Source organism: Campylobacter sp. IFREMER_LSEM_CL908 (assembly GCF_025771545.1).
Classification (GTDB): domain Bacteria; phylum Campylobacterota; class Campylobacteria; order Campylobacterales; family Campylobacteraceae; genus Campylobacter_D; species Campylobacter_D lari_D.
The window spans coordinates 15,388-31,024 of the sequence record NZ_JAKMQK010000007.1; the positions used below are offsets into that span (position 1 = coordinate 15,388).

General features: G+C 28.9%; 19 protein-coding genes. 5 read left to right on the forward strand and 14 right to left on the reverse strand.

Annotated elements, in window-relative coordinates:
- Positions 1-119: 119 nt before the first annotated feature.
- From L8U04_RS03800 to L8U04_RS03820, 5 genes are all read right to left on the reverse strand, one after another.
- Entirely contained in the window at positions 120-527 is a 408-nt protein-coding gene (locus L8U04_RS03800; RefSeq protein ID WP_263709482.1) for a hypothetical protein, read from the reverse strand.
- 82 nt (positions 528-609) lie between these two features.
- The gene (locus L8U04_RS03805) at positions 610-1,101 is read right to left on the reverse strand and encodes a phosphatidylglycerophosphatase A (RefSeq protein ID WP_263673024.1); all 492 of its coding nucleotides are present in this window, start codon (positions 1,099-1,101) and stop codon (positions 610-612) included.
- Between the two features lie 2 nt (positions 1,102-1,103).
- Positions 1,104-2,270, reverse strand: coding sequence for a sulfate adenylyltransferase (locus L8U04_RS03810; protein ID WP_263709483.1), 1,167 nt, complete (start codon positions 2,268-2,270; stop codon positions 1,104-1,106).
- Positions 2,248-3,123, reverse strand: a complete 876-nt coding sequence (locus L8U04_RS03815) for a hypothetical protein (protein WP_220566787.1) — start codon at positions 3,121-3,123, stop codon at positions 2,248-2,250. Before L8U04_RS03815 ends, L8U04_RS03810 begins: the two co-directional genes overlap by 23 nt.
- On the reverse strand, positions 3,120-4,235 hold the full coding sequence (locus tag L8U04_RS03820; protein WP_263709485.1) for a bifunctional 2-C-methyl-D-erythritol 4-phosphate cytidylyltransferase/2-C-methyl-D-erythritol 2,4-cyclodiphosphate synthase: 1,116 nt from the start codon (positions 4,233-4,235) through the stop codon (positions 3,120-3,122). The genes L8U04_RS03815 and L8U04_RS03820 overlap by 4 nt, the downstream gene beginning before the upstream one ends.
- A 107-nt stretch (positions 4,236-4,342) precedes the next feature.
- Between L8U04_RS03820 and L8U04_RS03825 the strand changes: the two genes are divergently transcribed.
- Entirely contained in the window at positions 4,343-5,446 is a 1,104-nt protein-coding gene (locus L8U04_RS03825; RefSeq protein WP_133319616.1) for an Mrp/NBP35 family ATP-binding protein, read from the forward strand.
- Positions 5,447-5,456: 10 nt separating this feature from the next.
- Positions 5,457-6,620: a 2,3,4,5-tetrahydropyridine-2,6-carboxylate N-succinyltransferase gene (locus L8U04_RS03830; RefSeq protein WP_263709486.1), complete on the forward strand. Its 1,164-nt coding sequence runs from the start codon at positions 5,457-5,459 to the stop codon at positions 6,618-6,620.
- Between the two features lie 337 nt (positions 6,621-6,957).
- Here L8U04_RS03830 and L8U04_RS03835 read toward each other — a convergent pair whose 3' ends face one another.
- The 3 genes from L8U04_RS03835 to galU form a co-directional block, all read right to left on the reverse strand.
- Positions 6,958-7,413 carry a Dps family protein gene (locus L8U04_RS03835; protein ID WP_263709488.1) on the reverse strand — a complete coding sequence of 152 codons (456 nt, stop codon included), beginning with the start codon at positions 7,411-7,413 and terminating at the stop codon, positions 6,958-6,960.
- Between the two features lie 129 nt (positions 7,414-7,542).
- Positions 7,543-8,766, reverse strand: coding sequence for a glucose-6-phosphate isomerase (locus tag L8U04_RS03840; protein WP_263659460.1), 1,224 nt, complete (start codon positions 8,764-8,766; stop codon positions 7,543-7,545).
- Positions 8,756-9,586 carry a UTP--glucose-1-phosphate uridylyltransferase GalU gene (galU, locus tag L8U04_RS03845; protein WP_263709489.1) on the reverse strand — a complete coding sequence of 277 codons (831 nt, stop codon included), beginning with the start codon at positions 9,584-9,586 and terminating at the stop codon, positions 8,756-8,758. The genes L8U04_RS03840 and galU overlap by 11 nt, the downstream gene beginning before the upstream one ends.
- 74 nt (positions 9,587-9,660) lie before the next feature.
- On the opposite strand from galU, the gene L8U04_RS03850 reads away from it, so the two are divergent.
- Positions 9,661-10,242, forward strand: a complete 582-nt coding sequence (locus L8U04_RS03850; protein WP_263659438.1) for an IMPACT family protein — start codon at positions 9,661-9,663, stop codon at positions 10,240-10,242.
- A 19-nt stretch (positions 10,243-10,261) separates the two neighbouring features.
- On the opposite strand, the gene L8U04_RS03855 is transcribed toward L8U04_RS03850, so the two are convergent.
- The 6 genes from L8U04_RS03855 to L8U04_RS03880 form a co-directional block, all read right to left on the reverse strand.
- Positions 10,262-10,594, reverse strand: coding sequence for a hypothetical protein (locus tag L8U04_RS03855; RefSeq protein ID WP_039627883.1), 333 nt, complete (start codon positions 10,592-10,594; stop codon positions 10,262-10,264).
- A gap of 50 nt (positions 10,595-10,644) precedes the next feature.
- Positions 10,645-10,977 carry a hypothetical protein gene (locus L8U04_RS03860; RefSeq protein WP_039617462.1) on the reverse strand — a complete coding sequence of 111 codons (333 nt, stop codon included), beginning with the start codon at positions 10,975-10,977 and terminating at the stop codon, positions 10,645-10,647.
- Positions 10,974-12,548, reverse strand: a complete 1,575-nt coding sequence (locus L8U04_RS03865) for an ABC-F family ATP-binding cassette domain-containing protein (protein ID WP_263709490.1) — start codon at positions 12,546-12,548, stop codon at positions 10,974-10,976. The genes L8U04_RS03860 and L8U04_RS03865 overlap by 4 nt, the downstream gene beginning before the upstream one ends.
- Before the next feature lie 120 nt (positions 12,549-12,668).
- A complete protein-coding gene (locus L8U04_RS03870) occupies positions 12,669-13,202 on the reverse strand; it encodes a hypothetical protein (protein ID WP_263709491.1) in 534 nt (177 codons plus the stop codon).
- Between the two features lie 3 nt (positions 13,203-13,205).
- Positions 13,206-13,463: a hypothetical protein gene (locus tag L8U04_RS03875; RefSeq protein WP_263660687.1), complete on the reverse strand. Its 258-nt coding sequence runs from the start codon at positions 13,461-13,463 to the stop codon at positions 13,206-13,208.
- Positions 13,464-13,514: 51 nt separating this feature from the next.
- On the reverse strand, positions 13,515-14,006 hold the full coding sequence (locus tag L8U04_RS03880; protein WP_220566796.1) for an NINE protein: 492 nt from the start codon (positions 14,004-14,006) through the stop codon (positions 13,515-13,517).
- 168 nt (positions 14,007-14,174) lie between these two features.
- Here L8U04_RS03880 and L8U04_RS03885 point away from each other — a divergent pair, with 168 nt between their 5' ends.
- Both L8U04_RS03885 and L8U04_RS03890 read left to right on the forward strand, forming a co-directional pair.
- Positions 14,175-14,384 carry a hypothetical protein gene (locus L8U04_RS03885; RefSeq protein WP_039662706.1) on the forward strand — a complete coding sequence of 70 codons (210 nt, stop codon included), beginning with the start codon at positions 14,175-14,177 and terminating at the stop codon, positions 14,382-14,384.
- A gap of 253 nt (positions 14,385-14,637) precedes the next feature.
- A complete protein-coding gene (locus L8U04_RS03890) occupies positions 14,638-15,636 on the forward strand; it encodes a hypothetical protein (RefSeq protein ID WP_133319607.1) in 999 nt (332 codons plus the stop codon).
- The last annotated feature ends 1 nt before the right edge of the window (position 15,637 follow it).

Sequence of the window (15,637 nt, forward strand, 5' to 3'; positions counted from 1 at the left end):
TTAAAAATTAAAATTATTTTATTGTAATAAAAAATAAGAAAATTGTAGTTGAGGTTTTTCTAAGATAGATTAAGTAAATCTTATCTTAGAAAAATTATATTGCATTTGATAGGTTGATCTTATTCAGTCATATCAACAATTGCTCCACGATCTTCACATCTTTCTTTATTCCATTTTCTTGTATCACATGCTCCATAAACTATTTTATGTTTATTCAAATCGCCATTTTTATAGTTAATATAAACAACATCTCCATATTCTATTTCGCCTCTTGCAACATCTCCTAGCAATCCATCTTGTTCTATTTTAATACCTTCAAAATCTTCAGCCACTTCAGGGTGTTTTTCTTTTAAAGCATTTAAATCAACATCTTTAAGGCTTTTTATCACAACATTAGAGCCATAATCTTTTTTTAAAGTTTTAATGAATAAATCATAACCACCTTTAGAACCTCTACTTGGATCATATTTATAATCTACTCCATTAGCACATGCTATAAAAGAAATTAATGCTAAAGCACCAAACATTGTTTTTTTTAATCATTTTTTATCCTTTTCATTTTAGTTTCAAAGTTTATCATAAATGAAGTTAAATCTAAAAATTACGGAGCTAAAATATCTCCATAATGCTTATATCAAACCATAAAAGATCAAATTTAAGTAAAATTCCATAAATTACTGCACTAAATAATCCTGCGAAAATTCCTGCTAAAACATCATCTAGCATTACACCCAAACCACCTTTGGTTTTTTTGTCAATTTTACCTATGATAGAAGGTTTTGTGATATCAAAAAATCTAAATAAAACAAAAGAAAGCAAAAAAGTAAAAATACTCTGTCCGCAAATTGCCAAGGCTAAAAATACCCCAACAACTTCATCTATTACAATATGCTTATCATCGTGTATGCCTGTTTGTTTTTCATATTGATCGATGATTTTTATAGAGATTAAAAAAAGTAAAATTGCAAGCAAGATCAAAGTTCCTATGCCCAAATACCTTAAAATAAAAAAAGCAGGGATTAGCGCTGCTATTGTACCAAAGGTTCCTGGAGCTTTATTAACACTACCTGAATAAAAAAAAGTTAAAAATAATTTTTGCATGATTACACCATATATGACATTTGATGAAGTTTTATAAGTTGCTCATAAAATTCTTTATCGCTTCGATACTCTAAAATACCATGTGTAGGGAAAAGATTACTATAGATATTTTGTTTATTATGAAAGCGATTTGGGAAAAGCTCAGATAAAATCAAAGCTGAAATTTCTCTTCTTATAAAAACTGCTGGTGGAATGATACCAAGTCTAAGTAAATTTTTTAAAGAATCACCATGGTATTTCATATGATGATGAGCTCCATGGGGACATGATTTGGTACTTACTACCATTTTACATTCATCACAAAATACAAATTCAGGAAGTATGGTAACTTCTATATTATAATCTTTTGCAAAATCATCAAGCACGGTAAAAGCTCTATTTTGATTAAAATACATCCCAAGTCCTGCATGATTTTGTCCTACAAAAAGTTTATTGCAATCAAAACTTTTAGCCAAAGCACACTCAAGCACAGGGTTTAAATGCGAGGCAAAAATTTTGATATTATGTAAAGGTATAAGTAAAACCCTAGAAGATGGTAAGTAATTTTGCGCAAAAACATCAAAACAACGCTTTTTGAGTTTTAAGCTCAATCCGTTGTTTTCATAGGATTCTATAAGGAAAATAATCACTAAATCAGATTGTTCTATAGCCCATCTTAAAATTCTCTCATGTGCTCTATGAAAAGGATCAAAACTTGAAACAATGGCTGTGATATTAGAAGGATTTAATCTTTTTTTGATTTTTTCAAAATCTTCTTTAATGGCTTTGATATTATTGTGATAAATTTCAAATTCGCCACTTATACAAATTTTTCCAAAATCTTGGATCAAGCAAGCATTAGGTCTAAAAATATCATTGCTATTTTTATCATTTTCAAATTTGCTTTCTAAAATGATATGTCCTATGGGTTTATCATTGCAAATAAAGTCTATTTTATCGCCAACTTTTGCATTTTCTAAAGCAGTATTATTTTCTTTTGTACTTGCAGGTGCAAAGGTAAGAGTATAAGGAATTTTTTGTTTATGTATCATTCCTGTGGCTATAACTTCATCTCTTTCTTTTTGATTCATTAATTTTGTAAAAGAACCAAAAACTCCTTCTTTGATAAAACATAAAACTTCGTATTCTTCTTCTGAGATTGTAATACTATTTTTTCTTTGTAATGCCATATTTTTTCCTTTTTTCCCATAAAGATTTTCTAGAAATTCCTAATTTTTTTGACAAATCTGTATCAGGAAAGACATTTTGATAACTAATGATAATATGTTTAACATAATCATCAATAGTTAAAATTCCATTACTTTCGAAGTTTTTCTCATCCTCACCCAGTTCTAAAATTTGAAAATCACTATGTTCAACATTTGTACTTGTATGTATAATAACAGCTTTTTTTAAAGCAAGGTTTAACACTTTTTCTTTGTCTGATGATTTTAGAGTTTGGAAATTTACAAGATAGTATAAACAATTATCTTTAAAGATTTTATCTAAATTTTGTTGATGTGAAAGATCTATGTAAATATTTGCGACATTATGCTCATTGGTATAGTTAAATACAAAATGATCTGCAAAATTTTGATTATTAGTTTTTAAAATCAAAGGCAATTTGAATTTTTTATAATCAAAAGTTGGTAATTTAGCTGTCTCAAATTTATGTTTTAAATAAGACTGATAAGTATGATTTAAAATATTTATTTTCTTAAATTCTTGAAAATGTTTGATTTTTCGCGTTAATTCTTCTATCATAAAAGGCTTTTGTATATAATCACTCGCACCGGCTTTTAGTGGCGCTAAAACTGTATCTGAGCTTATATAAGATATGAGTAAAATAATAATTTTATGCTTAAAAATTTCTACAATATGTTCAAAATTAGCCATACTAGTAGAAAGCAAAATGATTTCATAATCATGATGAGCAAGCTCATTAACATTTGCAATAATATCACAATCATAACCTATAGAATTAAGTTTTGAACCTATGCTTTGGGCTAAATAAAATTCATTTTCTACTATTAAAACTTTCATAATTTCATCCAATCAAAATATTTTAAATTCGCACTTACTAAAACAGCAATTCCTTCTTTTCTTCCTACAAAACCTAAATGCTCTGTGGTGGTGGCTTTGATATTGATTTTATTTGGTGTTACTTTTAATATTTTGGCTATATTAAAAGCAATATCTTCTTTAAAATCTTTCATCTTGGGCGTTTGTGCAATGATTGTAATATCAGCGTTCACAAGCTCAAATCCATAATTTTGCACCAAAGTATAAGCATTTTGCAATAAAAGCATAGAATCTGCGTTTTTATATTGTATATCATTATCTGGAAAAAGTTCTCCAATATCTCCAAGTCCTGCTGCACCTAAAAGCGCATCAATTAGTGCATGAGTTAGCACATCTCCATCAGAATGAGCTTTCAAGCCCATATTTTCATGTACCTTTACTCCGCCTAAAAGTAAGGCTCTTTGCTCTCCAAATTCATGCACATCAAAGCCATTTCCATTAAAAATTTCCCAAGATGGTTTTGGTAAATTTAAGCTTTTTAAATCTTCTTTAAAGGTAATTTTTTTAGCTAACTCATCACCTTGTACATACCAAATCTTACCACCAATAGCTTGTATTGCTGTGCTATCATCGGTAAAATTTGCATTTTGCTCTAAAGCTTTTTTGAGCATACTTGTGCGCGAAAGTTGAGGGGTTTGTATGAGTTTTATTTTATCTCTGTCGATAACTTCTTGAGCATAAATTGCTGTATCGCTTACTTTTAAAACAGGTGTAATACAATCTGCTTTATCGTAATTTTCTATAATATTATTAAAAAGGTTTTTAGAGATCAAAACCCTTGCAACATCGCTAACTAAAACATATTCACTTTGTACTAAATTTAAAGCATTAAGTAATGATTGTGCTCTTGTATTACCGCCTTTAACAAAATGATACTCAGGTGCAAATCTTTTCATATAAGAAATATTACCAGAAGTAACAATTACTTGTTTAAAAGGGTAAAAAGAACTTAAATTTTTAGTTGCATAAAGCCATAAAGGATGTTCACCTAGTCTTAAAAACTGCTTTTTTACTGGAGCATTAAATCTTGATGACTCCCCTGCTGATAGCATAACCAAGGAAATATCTAACATTTGTTACACCTTAATTTTTTATTAATGTTACGATATTATACACCATAAAAGCCAAAATTTATATTTAAGTTAGTAGAATTAATCATTTTAAACAACAAGGAGAAAAATTGAAGGAAAAAATCGAAGAAAGACTAAAACAAGTTATATATCCGGGATTTAAAAAAGATATAGTAAGTTTTGGTTTTGTAAAAAAGATTGATTTGAATGAAAAACAAGCTCATATTGTAGTCGAAATCGTTTCGGCTAATGCTCAAATTGCACAAGAACTTAGACTAAACATTGCAAATGTTTTAAAAGATTTAAATTTAGAGCTTAATTTAGAAATCATACAGCCAAAAATTCCTGAAGAAAAAAGCAATTCAAGAAGTGGTAAAAATATCGCTCCGCAAATTAAAAATTTTCTTATGATTTCAAGTGGAAAAGGTGGGGTAGGTAAAAGTACTACAACTTTAAATTTAGCGATTTCTTTGGCTAAAATGGGTAAAAGGGTAGGGCTTTTGGACGCAGATATTTATGGACCAAATATACCAAGAATGCTAGGTGAGAGTAAAAGCAAACCTGAAATTGTAGGTCAAAAAATTCGTCCTATTTTATCTCATGGGGTTTATATGATGAGTATGGGTGTGTTGATAGAAGAAGGCAAGGGTTTAATGTGGCGTGGCTCTATGATCATGAAAGCGATTGAACAACTTTTAGCTGATGTGCTTTGGCCTGAACTTGATGTATTATTGCTTGATATGCCTCCAGGAACAGGTGATGCGCAAATTACCCTAGCTCAAAGCGTGCCAGTGAGTGCGGGTGTGTGTGTAAGTACTCCTCAAGTAGTGTCTTTAGATGATAGCAAAAGAGCGCTAGATATGTTTGAAAAATTGCACATTCCTGTTGCAGGTATTATAGAAAATATGAGTGGCTTTTTATGTCCTGATAATGGTAAAGAATATGATATCTTTGGTAAAGGCACCACAGAAGAAATGGCAAAAGCTTATAAGTGTGAAGTTTTAGCTCAAATTCCTATCGAAATGAGTGTAAGAGAAGGTGGAGATAGCGGTAAGCCTGTAAGTTTTTATATGCCTGAGAGTGTAAGTTCAAAAAGATATTTACAAGCTGCTGAAAAAATCTGGGAATTTATAGAAAAGGTTAATCAAGAAGGTAAAGTAGATAATTCAGCTATTCAACCTATAATGAATGGCAAAAGCGCGTGCTCGCAATAAGGAGGAAAATATGCCAATAGAAAGTAAAGAAGAATTTTTAAATTTAATCAAGCAAATCGAACAAAGGATTAATTATAAAAAGCCTAAAGCTTTTGCTATAGCAAGACTTGATCTAAGTCAAGTTGATCCTAGTAAAAAACTTCAAGCTAATTTTGGTGTGATTAATTTTGAGCAAAATTATGCCGCTGCAGCTGTTATGTTTGAAGCTTTTTTTAGAAGAGGGGTTGATGTTGATTTTAATGAAAGTGAGTTTGTGGCTACTTTGATTAAAGAAGATTTGGATTTTGCACTTGAATGCTTTGCGCCATTTTTACAAGAGCAAGGTCATAAAAATATAGAAGCAATCAAAGCAGCAAAGGAAAATTTTAGAGAAAATGCTTTTTCTTTTGTTTGTATTTTTGATGATGAAGCACCAAAAAGCTTAGAAAGTGTGTATTTAAAACTTTACTTGCTTTCTAATAAAAAAGTACCTTTAAGAAGTTTAAATTTAACAGGTGCTTTTGGGATTTTACCAAATGTTGCATGGAGTGATAATAAGCCTATTGATTTGGACTTTTTAAGAGAAAATGAGATTGATTTAAAAATGAGTGGAAGGTATCCAAGGATTGATTATGTAGATAAATTTCCAAGATTTTTAGCTCATGTTATTCCTGAGGATAATACTAGAATTTTAGAAAGTTCTAAAGTAAGAATGGGGGCGGTTTTAGCTGCAGGTACTACTATCATGCCAGGGGCTGCTTATGTGAATTTTAATGCAGGTACAACTGGAGCTTGTATGGTAGAAGGGCGTATTAGTTCATCAGCTGTTGTGGGCGAAGGTAGCGATGTAGGAGGCGGTGCTTCTATACTTGGTGTTTTAAGTGGTACAAGTGGTAATGCTATTAGTATTGGTAAAGCTTGTCTTTTGGGCGCAAATTCGGTTACAGGAATTCCTTTAGGGGATAATTGTATCGTTGATGCAGGCATTGCTGTTTTAGAAGGGACTAAATTTGTTTTAAAAAATAAAGAAGAACTTCAAAAAATCAATCCTGATTTTAAATTTGACAAAGATATATACAAAGGTTTAGAATTAGCAGGGCTAAATGGCTTGCATTTTAGACAAGACTCTCAAAGTGGAGTGATGATAGCAGCTTTAAACAAAAAAGCTGTAAAACTTAATGAAGATCTACATTAAATTCTTAGCCCTTATGGGTTAAGAATTTTAAAACTCACGTTGTAGATTTTAAATTAAACTATAGATATTGTAAAAATGATTTTTAGTATTTAGCTTTTTTAGTGAAAAATCCTACATAAAAGCTTGAACTGAATACTTATCTAAATAATATTTTGTGATGATAATTTTTCAATGATATATTTTTGTTTAAAAATACATTGAGTTGCTATAAATTATAATTATAAAATAGTACTTAAGCGAACTTGGAATTTTATAAGAGTAGTTTCTCTTGGGAAGTTAAATTTGTTTTTTGACTTAAAGCAATAAAGCTTTGTAAGTCAAAAAACATTATAAATTCTTACATAGAGCAAGTATTTTGGATAGTTGAATTAAGCATCCAAAGAACTTTTTCATATTTTGCGATATTTTCTTGAGCAAATGCTGCAGTTGTAGTATCGCTTGCTTTTTCAGCTTCTTCATTTAATTTTTTAAATTCAGCTAAAAGATATTTATAATCTTCTCTAATAAATTCTAAAACTTCTACAGGAGTAAAGCAATTTTTACCATTTTCTAGTTTTGGGCTTTTTGCATTTTCCATTAAAACTTTTTGGCAAGTAATAGCTTTTTCTCCAAGTTGTAAAACTCTTTCAGCGCAATCATCAAAAAGTTCTGCCATTTCTTCATAAGCTTTTTCTGTATATTCATGAATTGAAAAAAACTGTAAACCTTTTACATTCCAATGATAATTATGAAATTTAACCCATAAATGATGAGCATCTGCTTGTAATTGTAATAATTGTTTTGTTACTGACATGTTATCTCCTTTTTTTATTTTTAAAATTATAACATAAAATTCTTAAATAATAATTATTATTATCTAATAAATTTTAATGTTAATAATTATTATATTTTCATTATACTCTTTTTTTACAATAAAGCAAATTTATTTACTTAATATATTTTTGAGTATTAATTTTCCCACCTCTACGCCAGGTTGATCATAAGTGTTAATTCCAAGCATAATGCCACATGCAGAAGTAAATAACTCATAATAATACATCAAATATCCACAGTGATAAGCATCTAATTTCTCAAGTTCTATTACATCAACACTTAAATTTTCAGCAATTAATGCATGCATGGTTGCATCGCATTGCGCGTTTAAAAGATTATGTAAATTAACTTCATTAGTAAAATCACAATTTTGTAAATGATTAAAGCTTATATTTGGGATACTAGGAGATTTTTGACTATCTTTGATTTTTAAAAAAGTAACAGTTTTATCTTTGGGTCCATCCATGATAAGTTGTAAAAAGCTATGCTGATCTCTAGCACCAATTAAAGCAATAGGAGTTAAACCTATGCGTTTAAAGCCTTGTTTTTTACCTAGACTTTCAGCAATTAGTTGAATATACCATTCATTAAAACCTTTAAAAGCATCCCCATAAGAAAAAAGCACATTAATATGTGCACTTTTATGTGTGCAGTAATGATAAGCCTTTTGCAAAATTTGATCACATTTTTTCTCAAAAAAATCCACATAACAAGCTTTTGCGCCTTCTAATAAGGCTTTAGTATCATAGCCACAAAAACTCAAAGGAACAATACCAATAGCAGATAAAACACTAAATCTACCACCGACATTTTTAGGTATAAAAAAGCATTTTATGTTTAATTCTTCTCCTAGTTTGTGAAGTTTTGACTCAAAATCAGTAATAAACACAAAATTTTTGTGTAAATTTTCATTTTTAAAATCAAAATGAGCAATGATGAGTTTAAATAAAGAAATCACTTCTATAGTTGTGCCTGATTTGCTTGCTATGATGAAAAGTGTTTTTTGGGGATTTATTTTTTGCATAGTTTGGGTAAAAGTATGTGAGGAAGTATTATCTATAATGAAAAGTTTTTTTTCTTCTACTTGATCAAATAAAAGCTCTTTTAAAGCTTTAACCCCGCAACTTGACCCACCCATGCCTACTAAAACGATATTTTCTATATGAGGTTTAGTTGCGATAAATTCTTTACTTTCTTTGATTAAATCAAAGCTTGTATCTACTAAGTGATAATACCCTATATCACCACTTTCTAACTCATCATTCATTCTATTTGCATAAGCGGTAATTTTTTTAAAATCTTGGGTTTTAAAAAATAAAGTATTATTTAGCATTTTTACTTTTCTCATAAAAATAATTTGTCGCCTCAACAAAGCCTTCTACGCTTCCACAATCAAACCTTTTTCCTTTAAATTTATAAGCTAAAACCATATTATTAGTTGCTTGTGAAAGTAATGCATCAGTTAGTTGAATTTCTCCGTTTTTACCTGCTTTAGTATTTTCTAAAATATCAAAAATATCAGGCGTTAGAATGTATCTTCCTATGATAGCTAAGTTGCTTGGAGCATCTTTTGGATCAGGTTTTTCTACCATAGAATTTACCATGATCAAATCCTCTTCCACAGCATTTCCTGCTATAACCCCATAGTTTGAAACTTGATCAGCTTCAACTTCCATCACAGCTATAACAGAGCAGCGGTATTTTTCATAAATTTTTACCATTTGAGCTAAGACATTTACCCCATCTTCATTTACACATAAATCATCTGCTAAAATAACTCCAAAAGCTTCATCTTGCACTAAAGGCTTTGCTTTTAAAACCGCATCTCCTAAGCCTTTCATTTCATTTTGTCTTGTAAAAGTAAAAGTGCAGCGATCTATGAGTGTTCTTATTTCACTTAAAAGGTATTCTTTTTTAGTACCTGCGATTTGGTGTTCAAGTTCATAAGAAATATCAAAATAATCCTCCAAAGCCCTTTTTCCACGCCCTGTAACAAAGCCCATGGTTTCCATACCAGCTTCTAAAGCCTCATCTACACCATAATGAATTAAAGGCTTAGTTAGTATAGGTAGCATTTCTTTAGGTAGGGTTTTTGTAGCAGGTAAAAATCTAGTACCATAACCTGCTGCAGGAAAAATACAAGTTTGAAGCATAGTTTATCCTTAAATTTTTATAAGTTGTTTTGATTATAATTTTATTTAAATATTATAGCTAAATTAAGGAAAATATGAAAACCATTGATCAAATTTATCAAGCAAAAATAGAAATCAAAAAATCAACTTTTTTGTCGTTTTTATGTCCTTTTGAAGATTTTCAAACTTTAATGCAAAAGCTAAGAAATGAGCATTTAAAAGCCGTGCATTTTGTATATGCTTATAGGTATTTAAACGAATTTGATCAAATCATAGAAGATAAAAGTGATGATGGTGAGCCAAAAGGAACTTCTGCTATGCCTTGTTTGAATGTCTTAAGAGGGGCTTTGCTTGTTAATTGTGCGGTGATTGTGGTGCGTTATTTTGGAGGGATTAAACTTGGTACAGGTGGTCTTGTAAGAGCTTATAGTGAAGCTACAAATGAAGCTATTTTAAATGCAATGCTTTTAGAATTTGAAGCTAAAAATATTTTAAGTTTAAACATTCCTTTTTATCTTTATGCAAGATTTGAGCATTTTTTAAATAAAAATAACATTTCTTATGAAAAAAAATTTCAAGAAAATGTTGAATTGATTTTAAGTGTTAATACAAAAGAAGAAGAGGAATTTAAAAAATTTGCAAAAGAGTTTGAATTTAGTGGACTTATTTGGAAGTAAGCGTTTGCTTACTTCATTTTCATAAAGAATTTAAAAGATCTTTTACCATATCTTTTTGTGGCTCTTGTTTTTCTTCTATATTAGCTTGCATAGGAGTTTCGTTTTGTCCTCTAAAACGATAATTATAAATATTTGACATATTTGAGCTAAAAATTCCTGTGCTAAATTGATCTTGACTCATGGCTTTTGAAAAAAGCTCATCAAGTTTTATACTTTGCTCGTTTAAATTTTCGCTATTGTTTTGACTAAGTAAAGACATAAAGTCTTCATTAGCTCCTTGAGTGCTTTTATAGGCACTACTTTGACCATATCCATACTCTTTAACCGATAAATTATCATGGTTAACTTGCATGTTTTCTCCTTTCAAAATATTACAAGGAAAAAACAAGCAAAAATCATTCCTTAATCACCATGAGTTGGGTAGTATTCAGCTTCTATTTCATTGTTTTTGATAAACTCTTCTCTAGCTTTGTTACAGCGCTCATCTCTTAGTTTTCTATAAGCATTTCTACTTTCTAATTCTTGAGAAGTTAAAGGGCGATCTTCTAAAAATGAAATGTGAAAATAAGTATCATCTTCTTTGCTGAATTTTTCATAAAATTCAACATAGTCAAAATAATCTTTTTCACTTTGAAAATCAATACTTTCTTCTACATAAATAGTTGGGCCAAAACCTCTGTGATTTTGAGTAAAATGTCCAAAACCAGCTGCATATTTTATCTTAAACGAATTCATTCTAAACCTCCTAAAAATTCGTCATAACTTCCTTTAAAGTCTGTTAATTTCCCATCTTCTAAAAACCATATACGATTAGCAAAAGCACTAATTAGCTCTCTATCGTGGCTTATGCATATCACACAACCTTTGAAATTATACAAGGCTTCACCTAATGCAATGATACTTTCAAGATCTAAATGATTATCCGGTTCATCTAAAAGCAAGAAATTTCCGCGTTCTAACATTAATCTTGAAAGCATTAAGCGGTGTTTTTCACCTCCACTTAAGCTAGAAGCCATTTTTTCTTGATCACTTCCACTAAAGAGCATTCTACCAAGACATTTGCGAATTTCATCTAAATCTTTGAATTTTTCACTCATTAACCATTCATAAAGTTTCAAATTTTCATTGATTAAATTTGTCGTATCTTGTGAAAAATATCCCATTTCTATGGTAGCACCAAGGTGGATGTGGCCACTATCAGGTTCTAATTTTGATGCAATGATTTTGGCTAAAGTGCTTTTTCCAACACCATTTGCTCCGATTAAGGCTATTTTATCACCTTTTTCTAATTTTAATTCTAAATTCTCAAATAAAGTTTTATCATAAGCTTTGCTAATACCTTTTAATTCTAAAACTTCATTTCCTATTTCTCTATTTGTTCTAAAAATTATACTAGGATCACGCCTACTTGAAGTTTTAATCTCTTCAAGCTCAAGTTTTTCTAAAGCTTTAGCTCTACTTGTAGCTTGTTTGGCTTTTGAAGCATTAGCGCTAAAACGGCGTATGAAATTTTCTAATTCTTCTCTTTCTTTTAAAGTTTTATCGCGTTTGAGTTCAGCTTGTTTAGCAAGTAAGGTTGAAGCCATATACCAATCATCATAATTTCCAGCAAAATCGCGTATTTGTTTAAAATCCACATCTAAAATTCTTGTACAAACTTTATTTAGAAAATGTCTATCATGGCTAATTACTACTAAAGTTCCCTCATGTCTTAAAAGTTCATTTTCAAGCCAAGAAATAGCTTCTAAGTCAAGGTTGTTTGTAGGTTCATCTAAAAATAATACATCAGCACCTAAAAATAATACTTGAGCTAATAAAACTTTAAATTTATCCGCACTTTGTAAAGTACTCATGAGAGCATTAAAATCTTTAATATTTAAAGAGCTAAGAATTTTTTCACATCTAAGCTCGCAATCATAGTTTGGATCTTCTTCTGCTGTTATGATTTCAAGCTCGCTTAATCTATCATTGATTTCATCGGTAAATTCTTCACTCATATAAAGTTTTTCTTTTTCTTTTAGTGCATCATATAATCTTTTATTTGCACACATTACCGCATCTTTGATAGTGTAGTTTTCAAAAGCAAATTGATCTTGTCCTAACACTGCGATTTTTAAATTTGGATCTATGCAAATTTCTCCACTGCTTGATTCTATTTCGCCTGAGAGAATTTTTAAAAAGGTTGATTTTCCTGCGCCATTTGCACCTATAAGTCCATATCTTTCACCACGGTTTAATTTTAAATTTACATCTTCAAATAAAAGTTGATTTGCAAAACGCATAGTGAGATTTTTTATTTCTACCATAATTTTCCTTAGAATTTTTACTTATAAAAATTTTTAAGAAATTGTAACAAAAAAAGACTTGAAATTAATTGAGTATAAATTTTGCTTGGCAATAAAATAAAATTTCATTGCCAAAATAAACTAATAATCCAAAAGTTCTACAAAAACTTGTTTTTTATCATCGCTAAATTGAGCACTATATGAAATTTGTACTTCATGCTCTCCCCCATCAAATATAATTCCTTTTAAAGTGCCTCTTGCATAATTTTCTCTCATATCATCTGGCATTTGTGGGTAAGTTAATTTCAAACTAGCTCTACAAAAACTTGTTTTTTTATCATTACTATCTTGAGTTATAAAACTACTAAAAGAAGTATAACCCACTTCATTAGCATAATCTTTTAAGTCAAATATAGGTTTTAAATGAGCTCTTAAAATTCCAATGGTATCGGTAGATAATATAGCCTCTAAATCCCTTATATCCATGCCATTTAAGCTTATTTTTAAGGCCTTTAAAGACTGCTCACTTAGCCCATACTCAATATAAACCCACTCATCATCATCTAAAATACTTTTTAATGTAAGCTGAACAACCTCATCATCGCATTTTGGCTTATTATTAAAACATCCTGTAAATAACAAAACCATTATGAAACTTAATAAAATATTTTTCATTGCTTATTTGGTTATTATTTTAATAAACTTGATAATTTCACTATTATTAGCCCCATCTTGACTTAAAAGATTTTTTAATAAATCTAAGCTAAGCTGTGGCGGAAATATAAGATAAGAATTTTTAGGAAAATCATTTGATTTTAAACCTATACAAAATTTTTCATCTTTATTTGTATATGTTTTTCCAGCGACAATTTTAAAAGTATTTTTCTCATAAATCAAAGTGGGTTCTGTTTCAAAAGGTGCGTGTTTTTCATTCATTTTATCTCCTTAAATAAGTAAAAATTGAGAATATTTTCTTCCACAAATATACTAAGATTTTATATCGTCTATAATTAAGTTAATTTTTTCAAGATTTTGATTTCTAAGCAATACGCCAACTATAAACAAATCTATAAACCAAATACCAAAATTACCATAATTGATTATATTTGAAGTAGCTATCCAAAATGAATCATATGAGGAATCAGCAATAAAGCCAATTATCATAGCAAGCAAAGTTAAAACTAATCTAAAAATTCCCCATCCAATTTGACCTATATAAAATCTTGCAACACCAAAACCACCTAGTAAAAAATTGTAAACCCAAAAGACTAGAGTTGGGTTTTTGAGCTTGGTGTATTGAAGTCTTGTATATACTTTATCCAACTTATCAGAACTTAAAGTTTCAAATTTCTTTTTTAAATCTTCATTTGACATAATAGGATCAGAATATTTATATCCTCGACTTATTCTTTTTCTAAAAGACCCATATTCTTTTGGTAATTTATTTTTTATTGATAAAAATAAACTTGTAGCATCCATTCTTTCACTCCTTAACTTAAGATAACTTGAATTATTCCACAATTTAGCTTAATTAATATTGAAATAATCAATATTAATTAAATAAAACATAGAATATTTCAATTGTTTTTAATAAAGAATTTTTAATGTAAAATCAGCCCATAAGTATTTAAAAATTTAGGGTAGCTTATGGCAAAAAAGAGCAAACGCGATATGGCATATGAATTAGATATTGATGTTAGCACTTTGTATAATTGGAGAAAATACAAACCTAATTTATATCGCATCGTTATGCTTGGCTTTAAATTTGATGAACTTTTGGAAAAAAATAAAAAAAATTATGAAGAGCTACTTGAGATAAATCAAACCATACAAGATGAAATTGCAAAATTTAAATAAAAATAATTTAATGATTTTAATATATTTATTAGCTTTTTAATTTCGTAAAGTTTTATTTTAAAAGTTTTTTCGTGTTATCATTTGTTGCTTTGAAATTTAACTATCTAAGATAAATTACATTATTTTTTACTAAGCATATTTCAGGCATATTTATTTTAATTTCTATTTTTATTTTACTTATAATATGTATTAAAAAAATAATTCAAAATTGTTGTATAATTTTTAAAATTATTTTTAAATTAAGGTTATTTGATTGAGTTTAGTTTTATTATCTTTTTTACCTTCTTTTAGTTTTGTTTTGGAATTTTTAGCTTTATTTTTAGCTTATTTTTTTAAGCAAAATAAGATTTTTTTCTTGCTTTTGTTGATTTTATGTGCTAGGGCTTTATCTTTAGTGGCAAGTGAATATCAAGCGCATTTGTTTATCTCGGTATTTTTACCTTTTTCTTTTGTGCTTTTTGTGTTTTTGCAAGATAGTAAGCTTGTTTTTGAAAGAATTAATTTTATTAAATTTGCGTATTTAGCCTTTATGGGTTTTGTAGCGTTAATACTTAGCACAAGTACTAATTTTAATGCAAGCATTACAAGTGAAATTTTCGGCCTTTCAACGCAATTTTTTAAGCCTATTAGTGAGTTAAGCTTTTGTGTATTTTGGGTAGGAATGATATTTTTATTATTTTCATATTTTAAAAATAATGATTTTCATTTTTTGCTAGCTTATATGGGCTTGAGCGTGCAATTTTTATTTTACAATAGTGTTGATTTGGGTTATTATGAATTTGCTTCTTTGGTGTTGATAGGATTTTTAGTGTATAAAGCTTATAAAATAGCCTTTTTTGACACTTTAACCAATTTGCCAAATTTAAAGGCCTTAAGAAGATATGCCCAAGGACTTGAAAATTTTCATTTAGCCTTGATTGAAGTAAAAAATATCAATGAAATTTATCATCAAAAAGACTCAAAAATGGGCGAGTTTATAATGCATGAATTTGCTAGGATTTTAAAAAAAGCTTTACATGCTAGGGTTTTTAAAGATGATAAGGATTATTTTATTATTGTATTTGAAAATGAAAATATAGCCTTTGTGCAAAGCAAGCTTCAAATGCTTGAAAATTTTATGCAAAAATATTGTTTTGAATTTAAAGAACAAAATGTAAAGTTAGAAATTAAACTTTGTTTATCAAGTAAAAATGAAAACATAGAAGAAAGTTTAAAACAAGCAAAATTAGAACTTAGAAGACAAAAGGATTAAA